At 71.1% G+C, this 20222-nt stretch carries 19 protein-coding genes; 6 read left to right on the forward strand and 13 right to left on the reverse strand.

Translation table 11 applies throughout. The features are described from left to right. The first annotated feature begins 32 nt into the window (after positions 1 to 32). The 4 genes from BLS97_RS24230 to BLS97_RS13320 all read left to right on the forward strand — a co-directional run bounded on the left by BLS97_RS24230 (position 33) and on the right by BLS97_RS13320 (position 3821). Entirely contained in the window at positions 33 to 1139 is a 1107-nt protein-coding gene (locus BLS97_RS24230) for a hypothetical protein (protein ID WP_157695397.1), read from the forward strand. Positions 1140 to 1172: 33 nt separating this feature from the next. After that, positions 1173 to 1670, forward strand: coding sequence for a hypothetical protein (locus BLS97_RS13310; RefSeq protein WP_157695398.1), 498 nt, complete (start codon positions 1173 to 1175; stop codon positions 1668 to 1670). Positions 1671 to 2409: 739 nt separating this feature from the next. Continuing rightward, a complete protein-coding gene (locus BLS97_RS22895) occupies positions 2410 to 2637 on the forward strand; it encodes an FHA domain-containing protein (protein ID WP_331710740.1) in 228 nt (75 codons plus the stop codon). Continuing rightward, positions 2634 to 3821 (forward strand): FHA domain-containing protein, encoded by a 1188-nt coding sequence (locus BLS97_RS13320; protein WP_157695400.1) that lies wholly within the window; start codon positions 2634 to 2636, stop codon positions 3819 to 3821. Before BLS97_RS22895 ends, BLS97_RS13320 begins: the two co-directional genes overlap by 4 nt. Positions 3822 to 3874: 53 nt before the next feature. On the opposite strand, the gene BLS97_RS13325 is transcribed toward BLS97_RS13320, so the two are convergent. The 5 genes from BLS97_RS13325 to BLS97_RS13345 form a co-directional block, all read right to left on the reverse strand. Continuing rightward, positions 3875 to 4960 (reverse strand): S-(hydroxymethyl)mycothiol dehydrogenase, encoded by a 1086-nt coding sequence (locus BLS97_RS13325; RefSeq protein WP_090476602.1) that lies wholly within the window; start codon positions 4958 to 4960, stop codon positions 3875 to 3877. 204 nt (positions 4961 to 5164) lie between these two features. After that, positions 5165 to 5365, reverse strand: coding sequence for a DUF6186 family protein (locus BLS97_RS13330; RefSeq protein ID WP_090476604.1), 201 nt, complete (start codon positions 5363 to 5365; stop codon positions 5165 to 5167). Beyond that, positions 5362 to 5934, reverse strand: a complete 573-nt coding sequence (locus BLS97_RS13335; protein ID WP_157695401.1) for a hypothetical protein — start codon at positions 5932 to 5934, stop codon at positions 5362 to 5364. Before BLS97_RS13335 ends, BLS97_RS13330 begins: the two co-directional genes overlap by 4 nt. Positions 5935 to 5999: 65 nt before the next feature. Continuing rightward, positions 6000 to 6332: a hypothetical protein gene (locus BLS97_RS13340; RefSeq protein WP_157695402.1), complete on the reverse strand. Its 333-nt coding sequence runs from the start codon at positions 6330 to 6332 to the stop codon at positions 6000 to 6002. Between the two features lie 406 nt (positions 6333 to 6738). Continuing rightward, positions 6739 to 8100 carry an FAD-dependent oxidoreductase gene (locus BLS97_RS13345; RefSeq protein ID WP_090476610.1) on the reverse strand — a complete coding sequence of 454 codons (1362 nt, stop codon included), beginning with the start codon at positions 8098 to 8100 and terminating at the stop codon, positions 6739 to 6741. A 215-nt stretch (positions 8101 to 8315) separates the two neighbouring features. On the opposite strand from BLS97_RS13345, the gene BLS97_RS13355 reads away from it, so the two are divergent. Beyond that, positions 8316 to 9536: a hypothetical protein gene (locus BLS97_RS13355; protein ID WP_157695403.1), complete on the forward strand. Its 1221-nt coding sequence runs from the start codon at positions 8316 to 8318 to the stop codon at positions 9534 to 9536. A gap of 16 nt (positions 9537 to 9552) precedes the next feature. On the opposite strand, the gene BLS97_RS13360 is transcribed toward BLS97_RS13355, so the two are convergent. The 3 genes from BLS97_RS13360 to deoC are packed head-to-tail and all read right to left on the reverse strand — an operon-like array spanning position 9553 to position 12946. After that, positions 9553 to 10464, reverse strand: a complete 912-nt coding sequence (locus BLS97_RS13360) for an aldehyde dehydrogenase family protein (protein ID WP_090476615.1) — start codon at positions 10462 to 10464, stop codon at positions 9553 to 9555. After that, positions 10464 to 11975, reverse strand: coding sequence for an aldehyde dehydrogenase family protein (locus tag BLS97_RS13365; RefSeq protein WP_090476617.1), 1512 nt, complete (start codon positions 11973 to 11975; stop codon positions 10464 to 10466). The genes BLS97_RS13360 and BLS97_RS13365 overlap by 1 nt, the downstream gene beginning before the upstream one ends. Continuing rightward, on the reverse strand, positions 11975 to 12946 hold the full coding sequence (deoC, locus tag BLS97_RS13370; protein WP_090476619.1) for a deoxyribose-phosphate aldolase: 972 nt from the start codon (positions 12944 to 12946) through the stop codon (positions 11975 to 11977). Before deoC ends, BLS97_RS13365 begins: the two co-directional genes overlap by 1 nt. Before the next feature lie 83 nt (positions 12947 to 13029). On the opposite strand from deoC, the gene upp reads away from it, so the two are divergent. Beyond that, complete coding sequence (upp, locus tag BLS97_RS13375; protein WP_090476621.1) at positions 13030 to 13683, forward strand: uracil phosphoribosyltransferase; 654 nt, start codon at positions 13030 to 13032, stop codon at positions 13681 to 13683. An 18-nt stretch (positions 13684 to 13701) separates the two neighbouring features. Here upp and BLS97_RS13380 read toward each other — a convergent pair whose 3' ends face one another. The 5 genes from BLS97_RS13380 to BLS97_RS13400 form a co-directional block, all read right to left on the reverse strand. Then, positions 13702 to 14625, reverse strand: a complete 924-nt coding sequence (locus BLS97_RS13380; protein ID WP_090476624.1) for an NAD(P)/FAD-dependent oxidoreductase — start codon at positions 14623 to 14625, stop codon at positions 13702 to 13704. Positions 14626 to 14687: 62 nt separating this feature from the next. Beyond that, on the reverse strand, positions 14688 to 16076 hold the full coding sequence (locus tag BLS97_RS13385; RefSeq protein ID WP_090476626.1) for a MinD/ParA family ATP-binding protein: 1389 nt from the start codon (positions 16074 to 16076) through the stop codon (positions 14688 to 14690). Between the two features lie 233 nt (positions 16077 to 16309). Continuing rightward, positions 16310 to 17980 (reverse strand): phospho-sugar mutase, encoded by a 1671-nt coding sequence (locus tag BLS97_RS13390; RefSeq protein ID WP_090476628.1) that lies wholly within the window; start codon positions 17978 to 17980, stop codon positions 16310 to 16312. Then, positions 17977 to 18786, reverse strand: coding sequence for a purine-nucleoside phosphorylase (locus BLS97_RS13395; RefSeq protein WP_090476629.1), 810 nt, complete (start codon positions 18784 to 18786; stop codon positions 17977 to 17979). Before BLS97_RS13395 ends, BLS97_RS13390 begins: the two co-directional genes overlap by 4 nt. Continuing rightward, complete coding sequence (locus BLS97_RS13400) at positions 18779 to 20026, reverse strand: serine/threonine-protein kinase (protein ID WP_157695404.1); 1248 nt, start codon at positions 20024 to 20026, stop codon at positions 18779 to 18781. The genes BLS97_RS13395 and BLS97_RS13400 overlap by 8 nt, the downstream gene beginning before the upstream one ends. Positions 20027 to 20222: the final 196 nt, after the last annotated feature.

A 20222-nucleotide genomic window follows, 5' to 3' on the forward strand; every position in this document is an offset into this window, starting at 1 on the left:
GTCGGTAGGTCCTCGGGCAAGAAAGGATGGCGGTGACGATGGCATTCGTCGGGATGGACCTGCAGGTGATCCGGCAGGTCGGGCGTGATCTGCAGACTCAGTCGCTGAATCTGCGCGGCGTCGTCACCACCGTCGATCGGACGGCCGGACGGGCGCGACAATCCTGGCACGGCCAGGATTCCGACCATTTCACGCAGCTGTGGACCGGTCAGTACCGGGCGATCATCGACGCGCTGGCCAAGGAGATCGACGAACTGGGGGCCAAGGCCCTCGGCAACGCCGACGCCCAGGACGCCACGAGCTCGTCGTACGACGGGAACGCCTCGGGTGTCAGCTCGGCCGGGTTGACCACGGCCGGGACCGGGACGGTGACGGATGGAAACGGCCATCCCAGCTACGTCCAGGTCAGCGGCCAGGGCAGCTACGGTCCGCTGGACTACCGAGGCACGGCCGGCGCCGGCGCCCAGGCCGACGCCCACGCCTCCGGCTCGATGGACGGCAACACCATGTCCGGCTCGGCCGACGCCAGCGCCAGGGCCGGTGCCTGGGCTTCCGGTGACGCATCCCTGCACGCCGGACCCCTGAACGGCACCGCGCACGGCGACGCGTTCGCCGGCGCCCAGGCCAATGCCGACGCGTCCGGCCGCATCGGTCCGGACGGCGCCACCGGCCAGGCCCACGCCGGCGCCTTCGCCGGTGCCCAGGCCAACGCCGACGGCAACCTGTCCCTGGGGCCGGTCGGTGTCTCCGGCACGGCGAACGCCATGGCCGGCGCCTCGGCGACCGGATCGGTCAACGGCACGATCAGTGCCACACAGGTCACCGGCGGCTTCAGCGGTGATGCCTTCGCCGGCGCCCGGGCCAGTGCGGGCTACACGACGTCGGTCCTGGGGATGAACAGCTCGACCACAGCATCGGCGTGGGCCGGCATCGGCGCCAAGGCGTCCGGTGACCTGGCTATCGGCTACGACGACGTGCATCTCGGCTTCGATGTGGGAGCCGGACTGGGGCTCGGTGCCGAGGTCGGCTTCGACGTCGACTTCAGTCCGAAGGACATGGTCAACGGCATCTCCGACACCGTCGGTGGCATCGCCAGCGTCGGCGACAGCGTCGTCCACGACATCAGCAGCTGGTTCTAGAGATCAGTCCGCAACGAACGAAAGGCCATGGTCATGTCGAACTCGACCATCAGATTCCCGAGTGAGGATTTCCCGGCACTGCCGGCGGTGTCCCTTGTGCTGCCTGAGGAATGGTCGGGCGTGGTGGTGCCGGCGACGGTGCTCGCCGCACACCGGCGCGTCGACGAAGGGCAGTTCGTCTCCAACGTGATCGTGCGTACCCAGCGGGTGGAGAACACCGTGGATCTCCAGACGGCCGCCGCCATCGTGGATGAGGGCGTGGCGTCCCTGGCCGACGTCCAGGACATCGGGCGGGCGATCATCGAGACCGCCGGGCGGAACGGCTACGCCCGGGAATTCGCCTTCCGTCATGCCGAGGCCGGAACCCTGGCCCAGTCCTGGCGCATCTTCGTGGTCGAACACGACGGTGTCACCGACCTGGTCGAGCTGGTCGGTACGGTCTCACCGGCCCGCACCCTGGACCTGGCCGAGATCCGATCGATCATGGACACGGCGCTGATCGGCGACCGGCAACCGGCCGTCCGGTCCTGACGTGGGCACCGCCCGGACGTCGGCGGGCCGGGCGGCGCCCACGTCGGACCGGATCAGGTGGTTGACGTGACCGCGGCGATCTGTGGCGGCTGCGGTTCGGCGCCGCCGGTGGGGAGCTTGTTCTGCCCGCGTTGCGGTCGCGCGGCCGGTCCCCAGCGGTCGACGCCGGCCGTACGCCCCCTGCCGGTCGTCGGGATGGTGGGCGTCGACGCGGGCACCAGCCCCTGCCTTCCCTCGTCCCACCCCCGGCACGGGGCGGCTCCTCCGGAGCGGCCGCGTTCGCCCTACGGGATCGCGCTGCTCATCGACCTCGGGCCGCCCGTCGTCGTTGGTTCCCTGGCCGGCTGGGGTCGCTGGAGCGGCCGCCTCGGCGGTCCCCTGGTGCTCTGGCTGTCGGTCGTCGCCGGGTTGTACCTGCTGGTGTGGGTGGGCCTGCTGACGCGCGGCACCAGTCTCGGCCGGGCCCTCACCGGCACGTCACGCCGGATGCAGGAGGCGCGCCGTCGCGCCGCCGGGCAGGTCCCGGCGGTTCGGCCGGTTCCGATGGTTCGTCCGGTTCCGGTGGCGGTGTCAGCGGTCATCGCCCCCGCCGTGAGGCCGGCGCCGCCCCGGCCGGGGTTGGTTGGCCACCCGATCGCTCCCGCCTGGGCGGTCACCCTTGACGACGGACGGGCGGTTCCGCTGGCCGGACCGTCGGTCTTCGGTCGCGATCCGTCGCGTCGGCCCGGGGAGGGCGACGTTGCGCTGGTGGTCCTCCCGGGACGAGACACGCACCGTTTCCAAGACGCATGTCAGACTGGAGCCGGCCGGAGACGTCATGTTGGTCACCGATCGCCACTCCACCAACGGAGTGGTGGTGATCACCGCCGGCATCGCCACCCGGTGTCGGGCCGGAGAACCGATGGTCGCCGGGCCCGGGTCGGTGGTGCGGTTCGGAGATCGGGAGATGCAGGTGCGCAGGGGATGACGTTCGTGCTGTTCGGCCAGATCACCGTCCTGGGTGAGGTGATGGCTGGGCGGCCACCGGGCGCCGAACAGCCGCTGGTCGATCCGGCCGGCCGACTGGTCATGCGCCCGGGCGACGGAGAGCAACCCGACCCGACGGATCTGCTGAGTGTGGCCGCCGGCGAGCTCGAACACCCGGACGACCAGGGCCGGGTCGTGTTCAACAGCGTCGGACTGCAGACCGTGATCACCCGGACGGCGAGCCGCCTTGGGTTGCTGGCCCACAGCGAAGCCGCCGGACAGTGGGCCGGAGAGATCCTGTTCCCCTGGATCACCGACCTCCTGGTCCGGCCCCGGGCCGGCCGGCGAGACCCGGGTGACATCCGGATTCTCTTCCTGGACCCCAACCTCCCGGCGTCGCAAGCCGGTCGCCAGTACGTCGACTTGGTCACCACCAGACACCTCGCGGCCGCGGATCTGGCCTGGGAACTTGTGCAGCGCATCGTGGCCCACCGGCACACGCTGCTCCCCGCGTCCGCGTCGGACCAACATCGCCAGCTCGCCGCGGTCGTCACCGCCGGGCGGCGGCCGGCCACGGAACCGGCCTGGTACGGACTTCCCTACGCGGCGGTGGAACGTCCTGGGGCCCAGGAGCCGGAGCCGTCCGGGTCCGCTGATCACACGATGCGGATTGCCGCATCGCAGATCCGCAGTGCGCCCACCGTTGCCGGACCGTCAGCGTGGTCACCTCCGGGACCGGCCGTCCCCGAGGTGGGGCCGATACCGGTCGGAGCACCGGGGGAGATGATCACCGCTGTCCCGGGGGTCGGCCGCGCGGCAGAGGCCGGAGCCCACCCGACGGCCCGTCGTCGAGATATGGGCGGCACGTTTCGGGTCGAACTCGACAGCGGGGAGATCGTGACCGTCGACTCGCCGACGCTGTTCGGCCGGGACCCGGCGCCGATGGACGGCGAACAGGCCGTCCTCCAAGCGGTTCCCGACATGACGTTCAGCTTCTCGAAGACGCATCTGCTGCTGACGCCGTCGGCCGCCGGCATCGTGGTGACCGACCGACATTCCACCAACGGGGTCCTGGTCGAACACGGTGGCCAACTGTCGGCCTGCCCCCCGGGGGTGCCCACGCCGCTGACCTTGCCAGCCACCCTTCGACTCGGCGGCCGCCGCATGCTGGTGACGCGGGCCTGACCGAAAGAGGGCCCCGGCGCGTCGCGTCGGGGCCCTGTTTCGTCCGGACGGCTCTACAGCACGACCACGCTGCGGAGCACGTCCCCGTGGTCCATCTTGGCGAACGCGGATTCGATGTCGGTCAGCGCGATCTCCTCGGAGACGAACTTCTCCAGCGGCAACCGGCCCTGCAGGTACAGGTCGATCAGCACCGGGAAGTCGCGGGACGGCAGGCAGTCGCCGTACCAGGAGGACTTGAGAGAGCCACCACGGCCGAAGATGTCGATCAGCGGGATCTCCAGCTGCATGGTCGGGTTGGGGACACCGACCAGGACGACGGTGCCGGCCAGGTCGCGACCGTAGAACGCCTGCTTCCAGGTCTCCGGACGCCCGACGGCGTCGATGACGACGTCCGCACCGAAGCCGCCGGTGAGCCCCTGGATCGCCTCCACCACGTCACCGTCGGAGGCCAGGATGGTGTGGGTGGCGCCGAAGTCCTTGGCCCATTCCAGCTTCCGCTGGTCCATGTCGATCGCGATGATCTTGTTCGCACCGGCCAGCCGGGCACCGGCGATGGCCGCGTCACCGACGCCGCCGCAGCCGATGACGGCCACGCTGTCACCGCGGGTGACCGCGCCGGTGTTGATGGCCGCTCCGAGACCGGCCATCACACCGCAGCCGAGAAGGCCGGCGACGGTGGCCGGGGCGGTCGCGTCGACCTTGGTGCACTGGCCGGCCGCGACCAGTGTCTTCTCGATGAAGGCGCCGATGCCAAGGGCCGGGGAGAGTTCGGTGCCGTCCTCCAGGGTCATCTTCTGCTTGGCGTTGTGAGTGTTGAAGCAATACCAGGGACGGCCGCGAAGACAGGCACGGCACTGCCCGCAGACGGCGCGCCAGTTGAGGACGACGTAATCGCCCGGCGCGACGTCGGTGACACCGTCGCCCACCGCCTCGACGATGCCGGCCGCCTCGTGTCCGAGCAGGTAGGGGTAGTTATCGCCGATGCCACCGGTCTTGTAGTGCAGATCGGTGTGGCAGACGCCGCAGGCCTGGATCTTCACCACGGCCTCCCCGGGTCCGGGGTCGGGGACGACGACGGTGACCAGTTCGACCGGCGCGTCCTTGGCACGTGAAATGACGCCCTGGACCTTCTGCGACATCGTTCGTTCCTCCTGTTGTGCTCGGGACCGGCGTGCGGCGCGGCCGAGGTGATCGGGCGCACCTGCGGCGCCGTCCGAGCAGAGTAGCGCCTGGCGCCGACCCGACCCCGGCAGGCCGCCCGGGTCGGTCTTTGGCCGTTCGGCCCGACGCCCGCCGACCGTCATCTCGGATCCGCGGCGTCGTCGCGGACCGTGACGGTGCCGCTACCTCTCGACGAAGAAGTGCCAGCCGAGCCACCACCAGAACACCACGACCGTCATGCGCGACGAGCGGTGCGACATGGTCGACCGCAGCACGGCCCCCAGCGTCCCGGCGCGTCCCGGCTCCGACGCGCCCCGCCACTGCAACACGGCCAGACCCAGACCGCAGGCCACGAAAAGGGCGATGGTGAGAACCCTGGTCATGGGGGCAACTCCGGTCGCCGACTCTCCTCCGCCGCTGGCGCCTGGGTCAGGGACCAGCGCACCAAGGTCACGCCGGTCGCCACCCAGACTCCGCCGGCGAGCACCCGCCAGAACCAGTGGCCCAGGGCCGGGTCGATCAGATCGGACAGGGTCGGAAGACTGTTCCCCCGATGGCGAGCATCACCCAAGCCGTAGGCGGACAGCTCGACCAGGCAGGTGACGACGGCGGCCGACGACCACGCGGCCACCGTCCGTCGCGGGAGGGTGCGGGCCGGTTGGCCCGTCGGCCCTGCGCCGCCGGGCCAGGTCAGGGCCATGACCGTGATGCCCGCGCTCGCCACCGCCACGATGTCGAGTCCGGAGTACCGGGGGGACAACCCCATCGCGGCGCCCACGACCCCGGCCCCGGCCACCGACATCGTCGCGGTGGGCCGGGCCCAGCCCACGCGATGGGCCCGGATCGGGTGCAGGTCGTCGACGATGAGCACGGCGCCCGCCGCGCCGAAGACCGCGGCCTCCACCAGCTGACGCCGGTAGAGGTGGAAGCCGGCGGCCAGCAACAGAATCACCGGTCCGAACCGCCATGGCCGCGCAGTGCGATCGGACCCCATGGCTTCCCCCGGACGGCCGTTGGTCAGCCGATGGTCTGCAGCTGCTGCGGGGGCCAGCGATCGGACCGGTCGGCGCCGGTCCGGATCGGCGTCACGTGGGCCGTGCGTCGCCCGAACTCGTCGTGCTCCCAGGTGGTGAGCCGCTCCAGGCCCAACCGTTGCAGGGTGACGTCGGCTTCCTCGTCGGTGGGAACCGGCCACGGCGCCACGGCCTGCTGAATGCCCTGCTCGTCGAGGATGAACACCGAGCCGCGGAACTCACCGGAACAGACCGGCCGGTCGTCGAATACCGGCAGGTCGACGTCGAAGACGGACGGCACCTGTTGGACGGCCCGGAGATGGACTGCGTATGTCATCACGGCACTTCCTTCGGCTCCCGTCACGCGCCAGTCGATCATCGCCCTCGTGCTCACCGATCGTGGTTGCTCGGGCGCAGAACGACGCCAACCACGCCGCCACGGCCCGGCCGGTCCGGATCGCAGGAGAGGGTGATCGTCCGAACAATCGGCGAAGCAGCCAGGGGCACAGGGACTTTCACCAACCACGGTACTCGGGTCGGCCGGGGAAAGACCTGAGCGATCCCGACGAATCGGAACCGGTATTCCCGGCCGTGCGGTTTCGAGGTCGCGGCCGAACGGGTGGGCCGCGACGCCCCCAGGAGTGCGGGGCGCGGCGGCTGGAGGACGGCAACGCGACAGCGGACGCCGTTCGGATCACGAGTCACCGAGCGGACCTCCGGCGCAGGTGACGACCGGAGCGCGGTCAGCGTGCGCCGGCGCGACCGATCTGCGTCATGTCCTCGCGTGAGTGCAGCTTGATGCGCTCACGGGTGGCCGGCTCGCCGAGCGACCGCTCGTGGGCGTCCAGGCGATCCCAGCCCTCGAAGTCGGTGACCGGCAACGACTTCGATGCCAGCAGGGCGTGCACGGCCTCACGGTCGCGGACCGGCGCCTTGATCAGACTCGGTGCGTCGGCCAGCAGGTTGGCCACCGTCTCGGCGGCGTCGGACTTGGTGTGTCCGATCAGGCCGACCGGTCCGCGCTTGACCCATCCGGTCGCGTAGATGCCGGAGAGCTGCTCGCCGTCCAGGTCGATGACCCGTCCGGCCCGGTTCGGCAACACGAAGTTGCGGGTGTCGAACGGAAGGTCCTCGATCGCCTCGGAGCGGTACCCGATGGCCCGGTAGACGGCCTGGACGTTCCAGGTGGTGAACTCGCCGGTGCCGCGAACATTGCCGTCGCCGGTCAGCTCCTGGTGCTCGGTGCGCAGCCCGACCACCTTGCCGTCCTCGCCGATCACCTCGATCGGGTTCTCGAGGAAGTGGATGTGGATCCGCCGGTTGAAGTTCGGATCCGCGTCCCGGATGGCCCACTCGCTGAGCACGTCGACCACCATGCGCAGCGACTTGGACTTGCTCAGAGCCTCCTGCGAACCGGCGTCGAACTCCATCCCCTCCGGCTGCACCAGCACCTGCAGGTTGGGGGAGTGGTCGAGTTCGCGGAGCTCGACCGGGGTGAACTTGGCCTGGGCCGGGCCGCGACGGGCGAACATGTGGACGTCGGTGACGGCCGAGTCCCGCAGGACGGCGTGCACGTGCTCCGGGATGTCGGTGTAGAGCAGCTCGTCGGCCGTGCGGGCCAGCATGCGGGCCACATCCAGGCCCACGTTGCCGACGCCGATGACGGCGACCGAGTGGGCATCGGTGAGGTCCCAGGTCTTCTCGCGGTCCGGGTGCGAATCGTAGAACGCGACGAAGTCGGCCGCTCCGTAGCTGCGGTCGAGGTCGATCCCGGGCAGGTCGGCCGGCCGATCCCGTTCGGCGCCGGTGGCGAAGATGATCGCGTCGTAGAACTCGCGCAGTTCGTCGACCTTGATGTCGACGCCGACGTGCACGTTGCCGATGAAGTTGATGCGGTCGGACTCCATGACGCGGTGCAGCGCGACGATGATCTGCTTGATCCGCGGGTGGTCCGGCGCGACGCCGTAGCGGATCAGGCCGTAGGGGGTCGGCAGCCGATCGAAGATGTCGACCGTGACATCGGGGTCATTCTTGGTCAGGATGTCGGAGGCGTAGATTCCGGCCGGTCCGGCGCCGACGACGGCGACACGCAACGGCAACGACACAGGCTGGGACACAGAGTTCTCCTCGATACGGGCAACCCCTCCAGGCTACTTGAGTGCGGGGCACCCTCTTTCCATGGTGAGCAATCTCGCAGGTCGGAGTCGGTGCCCGGAGCCGGAGAGCGGTCCCGCGAGGAGTCGCAGAACGCCGTCGCCGAGCACGCCGGTTCGGTATTCTCTGGCCTCACAACGGTGTACCGAACGGCGGCGGAGACCACATGCGACGAGCGATCACGGGTGCTTCCCTCATCCTGGCCGTACTGATTCTTGCGGGCTGCTCGGTCACCGAGGGCGGCCAGGCGGTCGCCGCGTCCACGGTCTCCGCCGGACCCGCCTCGACGGCGGCGCCGGACTCGACCGGGTCGTCGCCGGGCGCAAGCGAACCGGCGCCGAGTCCGACCGTCGGTCGGACGGTCACGGTGACGACCACACCGACCTCAGGCCCGGCGAGCACCGCGCCGTCCACGCCGGGGAGCAATCCCTCGACCACCGGCCGCCCCGTGACCCCGCGGCCGAACGCGGCCCCGGCCTGCTGGTCCGACCAGTCGTGCCCGGCGGTGGCCCGGGTCGGCCTGCCCGGCGGATGGAGTGTGGCCGTGGTCAACGCCGGCGCCACCGCCTCGCTGATGCTCCTGCTGTCCGGTGGCCAGGTCTACGACCAGTTGGGTACGCGCGACCTCGGTGCGCACCCGGTGCTGACCTGTCTCACCGTCAGTGGCGCCCCGACCTGTCTGATGAGCGGCGTCCCGGGAGCCCACACCGCCTTCGGTGCGGTGGCGCGGGTGGTCAACGGTCGGCTGATGAACCTGACCAGAACCGAGATTGCGTCCGAGGGCGGGTTCGACTTCCGCTCGACCGACGCCACCCACGCCCTGATCGTCGGGACGGTCGCGTTCTACGACTACGGCGTGAGCTACGCCGCTGCCCCGAAGGCGTACGTCACGTACACGGTCACCACCTCGATCACGAAGACCGGTTGCTCGGCCCCGGCGTTCGAGCCGCCGACGCCACCCACGACGCCGCAGACCGGTCCGTGCTCGGGCACGCCGCCGATCGCCGGCTACACCGCCGGTTCGGCGGCCAAGATCCTGGATCTCGGCGGCGGCATCGTCTCGGCCTCGGGCAACCTGTGGTGCGTCGACCAGCCGTACGGCAGCGGCGAGGTCGACTGCACGATCAGCAAGACCGACTTCGCGGTCCCCACGGGCTGCGTCGGTGAGCCAGGGACGATCGTCCGATGGCCGGCCGGCGGCACCCCCACCCTCTCCGGTTGCCAGGGGGACACCATGGTCAACGCCGGCCGCCAGCCCATCGCCTACGGTCAACTGGCGATGAGCGGCGACGTCATCTGTGTGGTCGCCCAGACCGGCGGCGTCCGCTGCGAGAACTTCGACCACCACGGGTTCGTGCTGTCCCGTGCGAAGTTCACCGCGTTCTGAGACGCGGCCGGACCGATCAGTACCCGCCGCCCCCACCCAGGGACAGCGCGCCGGTGGGATGCCAGACCGTCTTGGTCTCCAGGAACGCCCGCAGCCGCGCGGTGCCGGGAGGCCGGCCGAAATCGGACCGGGTCGGGGCGAAGACGCGCTTGACGGTGCCCGCCGCGGCCTGTTCCAGCGAGGTCCGGAGATCGCCCTCGGCGCCGGTCAGGTCGAGCGCGTTGACGTCCCCGTGCGCGGCCAGGTGCGGCATGATCTCGGCCGGGTCGCCGGTGAGGATGTTGACCACGCCGCCGGGCAGGTCGGAGGTGGCCAGCACCTCGGCCAACGCGACCGCGGCCAACGGATGTTCCTCCGACGCGATCACCACCACCGTATTGCCCGAGGTGATGATCGGGGCGATGACGCTGACCAGGCCCAGCAAGGATTCCTGGGCCGGCGCGACGGCGGCCACCACCCCGGTCGGCTCGGGGGTGGAGAAGGAGAAGAACGGGCCGGCCACCGGATTGGCGCCGCCGAACACCGCGGCGAGTTTGTCGGTCCAACCGGCGTAGTGCACGAGCCGGTCGACCGAGGCGTCGACCGCCGCGCCGGCCTGTTTCTGGCCGGTCGCCTCCAGCAACTCGACGAACTGGGCCCGCCGTCCCTCCAGCATCTCGGCGATCCGATAGATCACCTGGCCCTTGTTGTAGGCCGTGGCCCCGGCCCAGCCGCCGAACGCCTTGCGCGCCGCCGCTACCGCGTCCCGGGCGTCCTTGCGGGATCCGCGGGCCGCGTTGGCCAGGAACGCCCCGGAGTGGTCCCGGACCGGGTAGGTCCGCCCCGACTCGGAGCGGGGAAAAGCTCCGCCGATGAACAACTTGTAGGTCTTGGCCACCGTCAGCCGGTCACCCGGTGACGGGTCGGCCGTCCGCTGCTCGTCCGCCATCAGAACGCCCCCTCGTCGTCGGTGTCCAGGTAAGCGGCCAGGCCCGAACGGCCACCCTCGCGCCCGAACCCGGATTCCTTGTAGCCGCCGAACGCGGCCGTCGGGTCGAAGCGGTTGAAGGTGTTGGCCCACACCACACCGGCCCGCAGGGCCGAGGCCATGCCCAGGATCCGCGATCCCTTCTCGGTCCACACGCCGGCCGAGAGCCCGTACGGGATGTTGTTCGCCTTGGCCACCGCCTCGTCCGGGGTGCGGAACGTCAGCACGGACAGCACGGGCCCGAAGATCTCCTCGCGGGCGATCCGCATCGACTGCGACACGTTGGTGAAAACCGTTGGGGCGAAGAAGTAACCACGGTCCGGAACCGGGCACGGGGAGGTCCAGCGCACGGCGCCCTCCTCCTCGCCGGTGGCGGCCAGAGCGGTCACCCGGGCCAGTTGCTCGGCCGAGTTGACGGCGCCGATGTCGGTGTTCTTGTCCATCGGATCGCCGAGCCGCAGGGTCGAGATCCGTTGCTGCAGCTTGTCGATCACCTCGTCGGCGACCGATTCCTGCACCAGCAGACGGGACCCGGCGCAGCACACGTGACCCTGGTTGAAGAAGATGCCGTTGACGATCCCCTCCACCGCCTGATCGATCGGTGCGTCGTCGAACACGATGTTGGCCGCCTTGCCGCCCAGTTCGAGGGTGAGCCTCCGGCCGGTCCCGGCCAGCGAACGCTGGATCTGCTTGCCGACGTCGGTCGACCCGGTGAAGGCCACCTTGTCGATGCCCCGGTGGTTGACCAGGGCGGCACCGATGTCGCCGGCTCCGGGCAGGATGTTCACCACCCCGGGCGGCAGGTCGGCGTCGGCCAGGATCTCGGCCAGCACCAGGATCGACAACGGCGTCGTCTCGGCCGGTTTGATCACCACGGTGTTGCCCGCAGCCAGGGCCGGGGCGATCTTCCACGCGGCCATCAGCAGCGGGAAGTTCCACGGGATCACCTGCCCGACGACACCCAGTGGCTTCGGGTCGGGACCGTATCCGGCGTGCCGCAATTTGTCGGCCCAGCCCGCGTGATAGAAGAAGTGCGCGGCCGCGGTGGGGACGTCGACGTCGCGGGACTCCTTGATCGGTTTGCCGTTGTCGAGCGTCTCGACCACCGCGAGCTCCCGGGCCCGCTCGGCGATGCCCCGGGCGATGCGGAAGAGGTACTTGCCGCGTTCGGCCCCGGACAGGCGGGACCAGCTGCCGTCGAAGGCCTTTCGTGCATGTCCGACGGCCGTGTCGATGTCGCCGCCCGACGCCGTCGACACCACCGAGAGGGGCTCGGCGGTGGCCGGGTTGAGCGTCTCGAGGTCGTCGCCGCCGCCGTCGACGAACCGGCCGCCGACGAACATCTGGTACCGCTGCTTGACCCGGCCGATGGCCGCCGATTCCGGCGCTGGCGCGTAGTCCCAGTCGACCGCGCCCCGCTTGCCGGGGACGTGCGGGTCGACCGGGGCCGGTCCACCGTCGAGATCAGTCATCAGTCCACCGTCACATAGTCGGGGCCGCTGTAGTGGCCCTGGAGCTGGGTCTGCCGCTGCATCAGCAGATCGTTGAGCAGGGAGGAGGCGCCGAACCGGAACAGGTACGGGTCCAGCCACTCCGGGCCGGCCACCTCCCGGACGGCGACCAGGTAGCGCAGCGCGTCCTTGGTGTTCCGGATGCCGCCGGCCGGTTTCACCGCCACCCGTTCGCCGGTGCGTGCGAACCAGTCGTGCACCGCCTGCAGCATCACGTGGATGACGGGCAGAGTGGCGGCGGGGGCGATCTTGCCGGTGGAGGTCTTGATGAAGTCGCCGCCGGCCAGCATGGCCAGCCACGACGCGCGGCGCACGTTGTCGTAGGTGGCCAGTTCGCCGGTCTCGAGGATCACCTTGAGCCGGGTCGCGCCGCACGCCTGCTTGATCGCCCGGATCTCGTCGAACACCTTGCCGTACTGCCCGGCCAGGAACGCGCCGCGGTCGATCACCATGTCGACCTCGGTGGCCCCGGAGTCGATGGCCAGCCGGGTGTCGGCCAGTTTCACCGCGAGCGAGGAGCGTCCGGACGGGAAGGCGGTGGCGACCGAGGCGATGCCGACCCCCGTCCCGCGCAGTTCACCGGCCGCGACCGCGACCATGTCCGGATAGACGCAGACGGCGGCCACCGCCGGGGTGTCGGGCTGGGCCGGATCGGGTCGGCGTGCCTTGGCGGCCAGCGTCCGGACCTTGCCCGGGGTGTCCGAGCCCTCCAGGGTGGTCAGGTCGACCATCGAGATGGCCAGGTCGATGGCCCGCAGTTTGGACGCCGCCTTGATCGACCGGGTGGCCAGCCCGGCGGCCCGGGACTCCACTCCCACCGGGTCGACCCCGGGCAGCCCGTGCAGGAACCGGCGGAGCGACGACTCGTCGGCGACCGCGTCGCGCAGGTCGGGGTGCACCGGGTCGCGGCGTTGCGGGGGAGCGGTGGTCATTCCCGCGATCCTAGGCGCCGGGCGGCCACCGACTACGGTTGCGGTGTCGATGGGCCCCAGCAGAAGAAGGCGAGTCACCCACCATGCCAGCTCCGCACGAGATCCCCGCCGGCCTCGACGTCACGGTGGTCGATCACCCGCTGGCCGCGTCGCGCCTGTCGACCATGCGCGACGCGCGGACCGACAACGCGGCATTCCGGGCGGCCCTGCGCGAGTTGACGTTGATGCTGATCTACGAGGCCAGCCGCACCCTGGCCACCGAGAAGCACCCGATCCACACGCCGGTCGCCCGGACCTCGGCGATCCGGCTGGCCAATCCGCCGCTGCTGGTTCCGGTGCTGCGGGCCGGCCTGGGCATGGCCGACCAGGCCCACGCGCTGATCCCGGAGTCGCAGATGGGCTTCGTCGGCCTGGCCCGGGACGAGGAGACGCTGCTGCCGACGCCGTACATGGAGTCGTTGCCCGAATCGCTGGCCGGCCGGCCGGTGTACGTCCTCGACCCGATGCTGGCCACCGGTGGGTCGATGGTGCACACCATCGAATTGCTGAAGGCCCGTGGCGCCACCGACGTCACCGCCATCTGCGCCCTGGCCGCGCCCGAGGGCCTGGTGACCCTGGCCGAGTCCGGCCTCGGGGTCAGGGTCGTCACCGCGTCGGTCGACGAGCGCCTGAACGACTCCGGTTACATCGTGCCCGGCCTCGGCGACGCCGGGGATCGTCAGTTCGGCGCGGTCTGACCGTCCGCGGTCTGACGGTCACTGCGCGGCGATGATCGCCGCGGCCACGTCCGTCCCGGACCGCCACGCGCTCTCCACCCGGGGCGGACCGTCGGGGCACCACTGGTCGCCGGCGAATCCGACCAGGCGGCCACCCGTTTCGACCAGTCCGAAGCTCATGGCGTGCTGTCCGGCCGGTTTGGCGAACGTCCACCGGTGTACGTGGGTCCGGACCGGCGGTCGCCCCCCGATCACCTCGCGGACACCCGAGATCATGGGCGCGGCGGCGGCCTCGGAGTTCGTCAGGTACGAGCGGGCGAAGTCGGGGGTGCTGTGCGCCACCAGCACCGGCGCGCCGTCACCCCGTCGGGCGCCGTCGTCGGCGATGAACTCGACGATCGGGTGATCGTTGACGAAGGCGGCATCGACGAACGGCCAGGCCCGCTCCTCGAACTCCAGGACCGTGGTCAGCACCGGTGAACAGCCGACCGGATCGGGCACCGGGCCCAGCCGCGCCGCCTGCGGGTCGGGCATGGCCAGGACGACCGTCCCCGAGGGTAGTTCGGTCATCTCGGTCTCCAACTCCACCCGGATGTCGGCGAGCAGGGCCCGCACCAACGATCGCAACCCACCCGGGGTGGCCCAGCGGGTCGGGCCGGTGGTGGTGTCGGGGTCGGTTCCGGCGCGCAGGACGCCGAACGTGTCGGTCCACTCCCGGGCCAGGTTGGTTCGCGCCCAGGCCTGCGCCACGGCGGCGAAACCGTTGTCCCGCACGGTGAAGTACCCGGCGCCGATGTCGACCCGTCGGCCCCGCACGGTCGGGGAGGCCATCCGTCCGCCGATCGACCGTCCGCGTTCGACGAGCCGGAACGGGACCCCGGCGTCCCGCAGGGCCACGGCGCACGCGGCGCCGGCCAGTCCGGCCCCGACGATGGTCACCCGGGCCGCGTTCGTTGAGGACATGCCCCCACTGTGCCCGGTTTCGCCGTTCCTGACGCAACTCGGGCATCGGCCCGGGCGCGGTCCTAGAGCCCGTCGGCCACCAGGGCCGTGGCCTGCAGCCATGCGTCCCGCGACGCGGGGGACAGCAAGTCGATGTTGATCGGGCCGCCGGCCACCAGGGACGGGTCGAACGGCACGAGTGTGACGGCCCGGGTGAGGCGGCCGAAGTGGTCGCGCAGGCGGCCGCTCAACTCGCGGTCCGGATCAGGACCGGGCGCCGCCAGGATGGTCACCGCCGAGGCCACCTTTTCGGCAAAACCCTTCTCGCCCAACGCATCAGCAACCCACGCGGCGGATTGGCCGGTGTCCTCCCGGATGGTCGACACGATGACCACCTGGTCGGCCGCTTCCACCGCGGCGTCCCAGTTCGAGGCCCGCATGTTGTTCCCGGTGTCCACCACGATCACCCGGTAGAAGCGACTCAGGCTGCGATGCAGTGCAGTGAACGCGTCGGCGTCGATCGACGCCGCCGAGGCGGCGTCCTCGTCGCTGGCCAGTACGTCGAACTGGGCGCTGCCCTGGCCACGGACGAAGTTGTCCAGATCGCCGATGCGGGCCGACCGGGCGTCCTCGAACCGGTCCAGTTCCCGCAGCAGATCGACCGCGGTATTGGTGTGACGGCCCTGTTTGGCCCGCCAGCCCATGGTGCCCCTGGTCTCGTTGTTGTCCCAGGCCAGCGTGTAGCCCCCGCGGTGGATCCCGAAGGTGGCGGCCAACAGCAGCGAGGCCGTTGTCTTGCTGGCCCCGCCTTTCGGGTTGATCACGACCACGGTTCGCGGGCCGGCCAGGCTGCGCTGCACGGCGGCGATCCCGCGCCGCCGGGCTACCTCGAACTCGTTCGGGCGCAGCGTGATCAGGCCGCCGGTCAGCTTCCGGACGGCCGCTCGCCAGCCCAGCTGGGCCGGGTCCTCGGGGGGAGCCGGACGGGTCGCCAGCAGGTCGTCGAGGGTCGGCGACGGGGGTGCGGCAACCGGGGGCGCGGCGGCGGCCGGCGGCGGGGGCGAGGCCGACGCGACTGGGACGGCGGGCGTCGGCGGCGCGGCGGGCGTCGGCGACTCCAGGTTCGGCGCGGCGCGGCCGTCTTGCTCGGCGGCGTGCCGGCGGCGTTCGGCCCTGGTCATGGACGAGCCCGCCTCGGCCGGGTCCTGACGCGGCTCGGGAATCGGGCCGGCCGGGGTCGCCTGGCCATCCGGGTGCACATGCAGCCAGTACTCCAGCGGCGAGCCGATGGTGTCGACCGCGTGGGTCAGGAGGGGAGCGCCGGCCCGCTGAGCCAGCGGCACCGCCAGCGCGATGCAGGCGTCGTGGATGGTGCGGTAGTTCCCCTTGGTCACCGGCTGTCCGTTGACCGTCCCCTCTTCGGTGCTGAACGTCTGTATCTCGATCGGAACGACGACGTCATTGAGCGTCACTTCTTCTCCTCTTCGGTCTGGAACGACTGCGATCTGCCCAGCTCAGAGAGGTGGGGGCGGTTTCGGGCGCACAACGATCAGCGAGCCGGCCCCAACCGGGTCCGCTCCGATGTCAACATCACGATCGGGTCTCATCGTGATCGATCGTAAGGGGATGACCCCGTACCGGGCCCATTCGACGAATGGGCTCCCCCGTTCAGACGAAGCTCGACCCGGGGCAGACCATCACCGGGTCAGCCCTGGATCAGGGCCGTCACTTCCGCCTTGAGGGCGGCCAGATCGACCGCGGCCGCCGCCCGCAGGCGGGGGAGATCCGCCGCGACCGGCACCGGGGTGACGATCTCCAGGTAGCACTTGAGCTTGGGCTCGGTGCCCGATGGACGGACGATCACCCGCGCCCGCTCGGTGGCCAGGCGGACTCCGTCGGTCCGTGGAAGCAGGTCGGCGGCGGTGACCACGGCCTCGCCCAGGAGCGTCGTCGGCAGGTGCGTCCGGAGCCGGCTCATCCAGCGCGGAATGGTCGACTGGTCGGCGACCCGCATCGAGACCGCGCCTGTGGTGTGCAACCCGTGCGTCACGGCCAGGTCGTCGAGAACGTCGGGTACGGACCGACCGGCGCCCTTCAGGTCGGCCGCGAGGTCGCAGGCCAGCACCGCGGCCGAGATGCCGTCCTTGTCGCGCACGGCATCCGGGTCGACGGCCAGGCCGAGCGCCTCCTCGTAGCCGAAGACGAGCCCGGTGCCGTGCCCGTCCCCGGCCCGCACGATCCACTTGAACCCGGTCAACGTCTCGTCGTACCGGGCGCCGCGAGCGGCGGCGATCCGACCGAGCATCTGCGAGGAGACGATGGTGGTGGCCACCAACGGGTCCGGATGGGCCGTGCGGTCCAGCCGGTCCAGGATGCGGTCACCGAGCAACGCCCCGGCCTCGTCACCGCTGAGCATCCGCCAGATACCGTCCGCCCCGGGAACGCCGATGCTGCAGCGGTCGGCATCCGGATCGTTGGCGATGGCGAGATCGGCGCCGATCTCGGCGGCCAGGGCCAGCAGGTGATCGGTGGCCCCCGGCTCCTCCGGGTTCGGGAACGTCACGGTCGGGAAATCCGGATCGGGTACGGCCTGGTCGGCGACCACGTGCACGTCGGTGAATCCGGCCCGATGCAGGGCCTTGACCAGGGTTTCGCCCCCGACGCCGTGCAACGCGGTGGTGGCCACCCGCAGGTCCCGGACGGCTCCACCGGCACCGGCCAAGCCGGCCGCGCGGCCGACGTAGGCCTCGAGCAGGTCGTCGGGCCAGGACAGCGGGGCACCGGCGGTGTCGATCGAGATGGCGGGGCGGGCCGCGGCGATGGCGGCTTCGATCTCGGTGTCGGCCGGACCGACCAGCTGGCAGCCGCCGTCCAGGTAGACCTTGAGCCCGTTGTCCTGGGGCGGGTTGTGGGACGCCGTGACCTGCAGCCCGGCGGCGGCGTTCAGGCGACGGACGGCGAACGCGGTGACCGGGGTCGGCAGTGCGCTCGGCGCCAGCAGTGCCCGGAAACCGGTGGCCGCCAGCACCGTGGCGGCGTCCCGGGCGAACTCGGCCGAGCGGTGGCGGGCGTCGAATCCGATCACCACGGTCGCCCCACCGGCCCCCTGCGCCTTCAGATAGGCCGCGATCCCGGCGGCGGCCCGGCGCACCACGGCCAGGTTCATGCCGGCCGGTCCGGCCCGGAGCGGCCCACGGAGACCGGCGGTGCCGAACGTGAGCGGGCTGCTCATTCGTTCGGTCAGGTCGTCGAGGGCCGGTGTCGAACCGCCCATCGCCTCGGCCAAGACCTTCTGCAACTCGGCGCGGTCGGAGGGCGACGGGTCGTCGGCGATCCAGCGCATCGCCTTCTGGCGCAACTCCGAACCGACGGTCATGCCTGGGCCACGACGTCGGCCAACAGCGAGCCCATCCGGCCGGCGGCGGCGCGGCCCTCGGCCAGCACCTCGAGATGGTTCAGCGGTTCGCCCGTCATGCCGGCGGCCAGGTTGGTGACCAGCGACAGCCCGAACACCTCGACTCCGGCCTCCCGGGCGGCAATGGCCTCGAGGACGGTGGACATGCCGACCAGATCCGCGCCCAGCGTGCGCAGCATGCGGATCTCGGCCGGGGTCTCGAAATGCGGACCGGGCAACTGGGCGTAGACCCCTTCCTCCAGGCTCGGGTCGATCTCGGTGGCCAGCTTGCGCAGCCGCGGCGAGTACAGGTCGGTGAGGTCGACGAAGTTCGCCCCGACGATGGGCGAGATCCCGGTCAGATTCAGGTGATCAGCGATCAGCACCGGCTGGCCCGGACGCATGCCGTCGCGCAGTCCGCCGGCCGCGTTGGTCAGCACGATCAGCTTCGCCCCGGCGGCGGCGGCCGTGCGGACGCCGTGGGCCAGTGCGGCCACTCCGCGGCCCTCGTACAAGTGGGTCCGCCCCAGGAAGACCAGGGCGCGTTTGTCGCCGATCGGGATGGACCGGACGGCACCGCCGTGGCCCGGCACGACCGGCGGCAGGAAGCCGGGCAGGTCGGCCATCTTGATCTCCGCCGTGGCCGTGCCCAGCGCGTCGGCGGCCGGTGCCCAGCCCGATCCCATCACCAGGGCGACGTCGTGGTGAAGCACTCCCGTCGCTTTGGCGAGCGCCGACGCGGCTTCCTCGGCTTTGGCGCGGTTGTCGGTCCCAGCATCATCAGACATGCAGCGGAGCGTAGGGCAGGGCCGCGACCGGTGCCGCGTCGGCCGCGGCGATCGGCGTGCCGTTCTCCAGGTGCGCGACGACGCGGACACCGAAATACCCGGCGGCGGCGGCGAGGACGGCCACCAACAGGGCGACGGCGGTCAGCGCGAGCTTCCGGCGCGGGGACCGGGCCGGTGCCGTGACCGGGATCGGGCGCAGCGCGGTGGCCGCGGACCCGGCCCAGGGCGGCGGCGGGAGGGCCGGACCGGCCCGCAGGTCCCCGGGTCGGTTCGACGCCGAGGTCGCCCATGGCGGGGGCGGCAACGGGGGGCGGTTCGCTGAAGGCGGGCGTTGGGCCCGAGCCGCCGGCTTCCAGGCGTGCGTCACCAGGCCCCCGGTGTCGACCGCGATCCGCAGCATCGCCTGATGGGCCAGTCCGACCGACATCCGGGTCGACGGGTCCTTGACGAGCAGACCGCGGATCACCCCGCTGAGCTGGCCGGAATTCGGGTGCGGCGGGACCGGGTCCTGCACCACCGAGGTCAGGGTGGCCAGCGGGGTGCCCTGGTCGAACGGCGGCCCACCCTGGACACAGGCGAACAACAGGGCGCCGAGCCCCCAGGCGTCGGACTGTGCATTGGCCGGGCGGCCGGCGGCCACCTCGGGGGAGATGTAGGCCGGCGAACCGAGCAACAGGCCGCTGGCCGTGATGGTCTGCTCCCCGGCGCTGCGCGCGATGCCGAAGTCGGTCAATTTGATCCGACCGTCGTCGCAGATCAGCACGTTGCCCGGTTTGACGTCACGGTGGGTGATGCCGGCCGAGTGGGCGGCGAGCAGGCCGGTGGCCACCGACAGGCCGACCACTGCGGACTCGGTGTCGGACAGGGTTCCGTCCCGGGCCAGGATCTCGGCCAGGGACCGGGCCGAGAGCAACTCCATGACGATGGCCGGCCCGTTCGGCAGGCTGAGCATGTCGAAGATGGTCACCACGTGCGGGTCGGAGACGGACGCGACCGCCCTGGCCTCCCGCATCGTGCGCTGGGCGATCTGGTCGACCTCGGATTTCGGCATGCCGGCCGGGAAATCGACTTCTTTGATCGCGACCGGGCGGCCGAGAACCTCGTCGTAGGCGGCCCACACCTTTCCCATGGCGCCCTTGCCGACCACGCGCTCCAACCGGTAGCGGCCACCCAGGAGCCGCTGGGTCGGCTCGTCCTCGGGCACGGCACGGCCACCCGCGGGGTCGGAGACGGTGGCCACCGCTCCAGGGTAGTGGAGTGAGGATCCCGGCCCGTTGGCATCAGGATTCCGTCAAGAACGTTTCCCGGGCCGTCAAGGCCGTATCAGGACCCATCAGCCGTCGGGCCGGGCCGCCATACCGTCGTCGCCAGTGGGACCGACCGGCCCTACCGTGCGAAAACACTGGGTATCAAACAAGAACTGGCGGCACCAGGTG

Origin of the sequence: Nakamurella panacisegetis (genome assembly GCF_900104535.1) — a bacterium.
GTDB classification, from domain to species: Bacteria; Actinomycetota; Actinomycetes; order Mycobacteriales; family Nakamurellaceae; genus Nakamurella; species Nakamurella panacisegetis.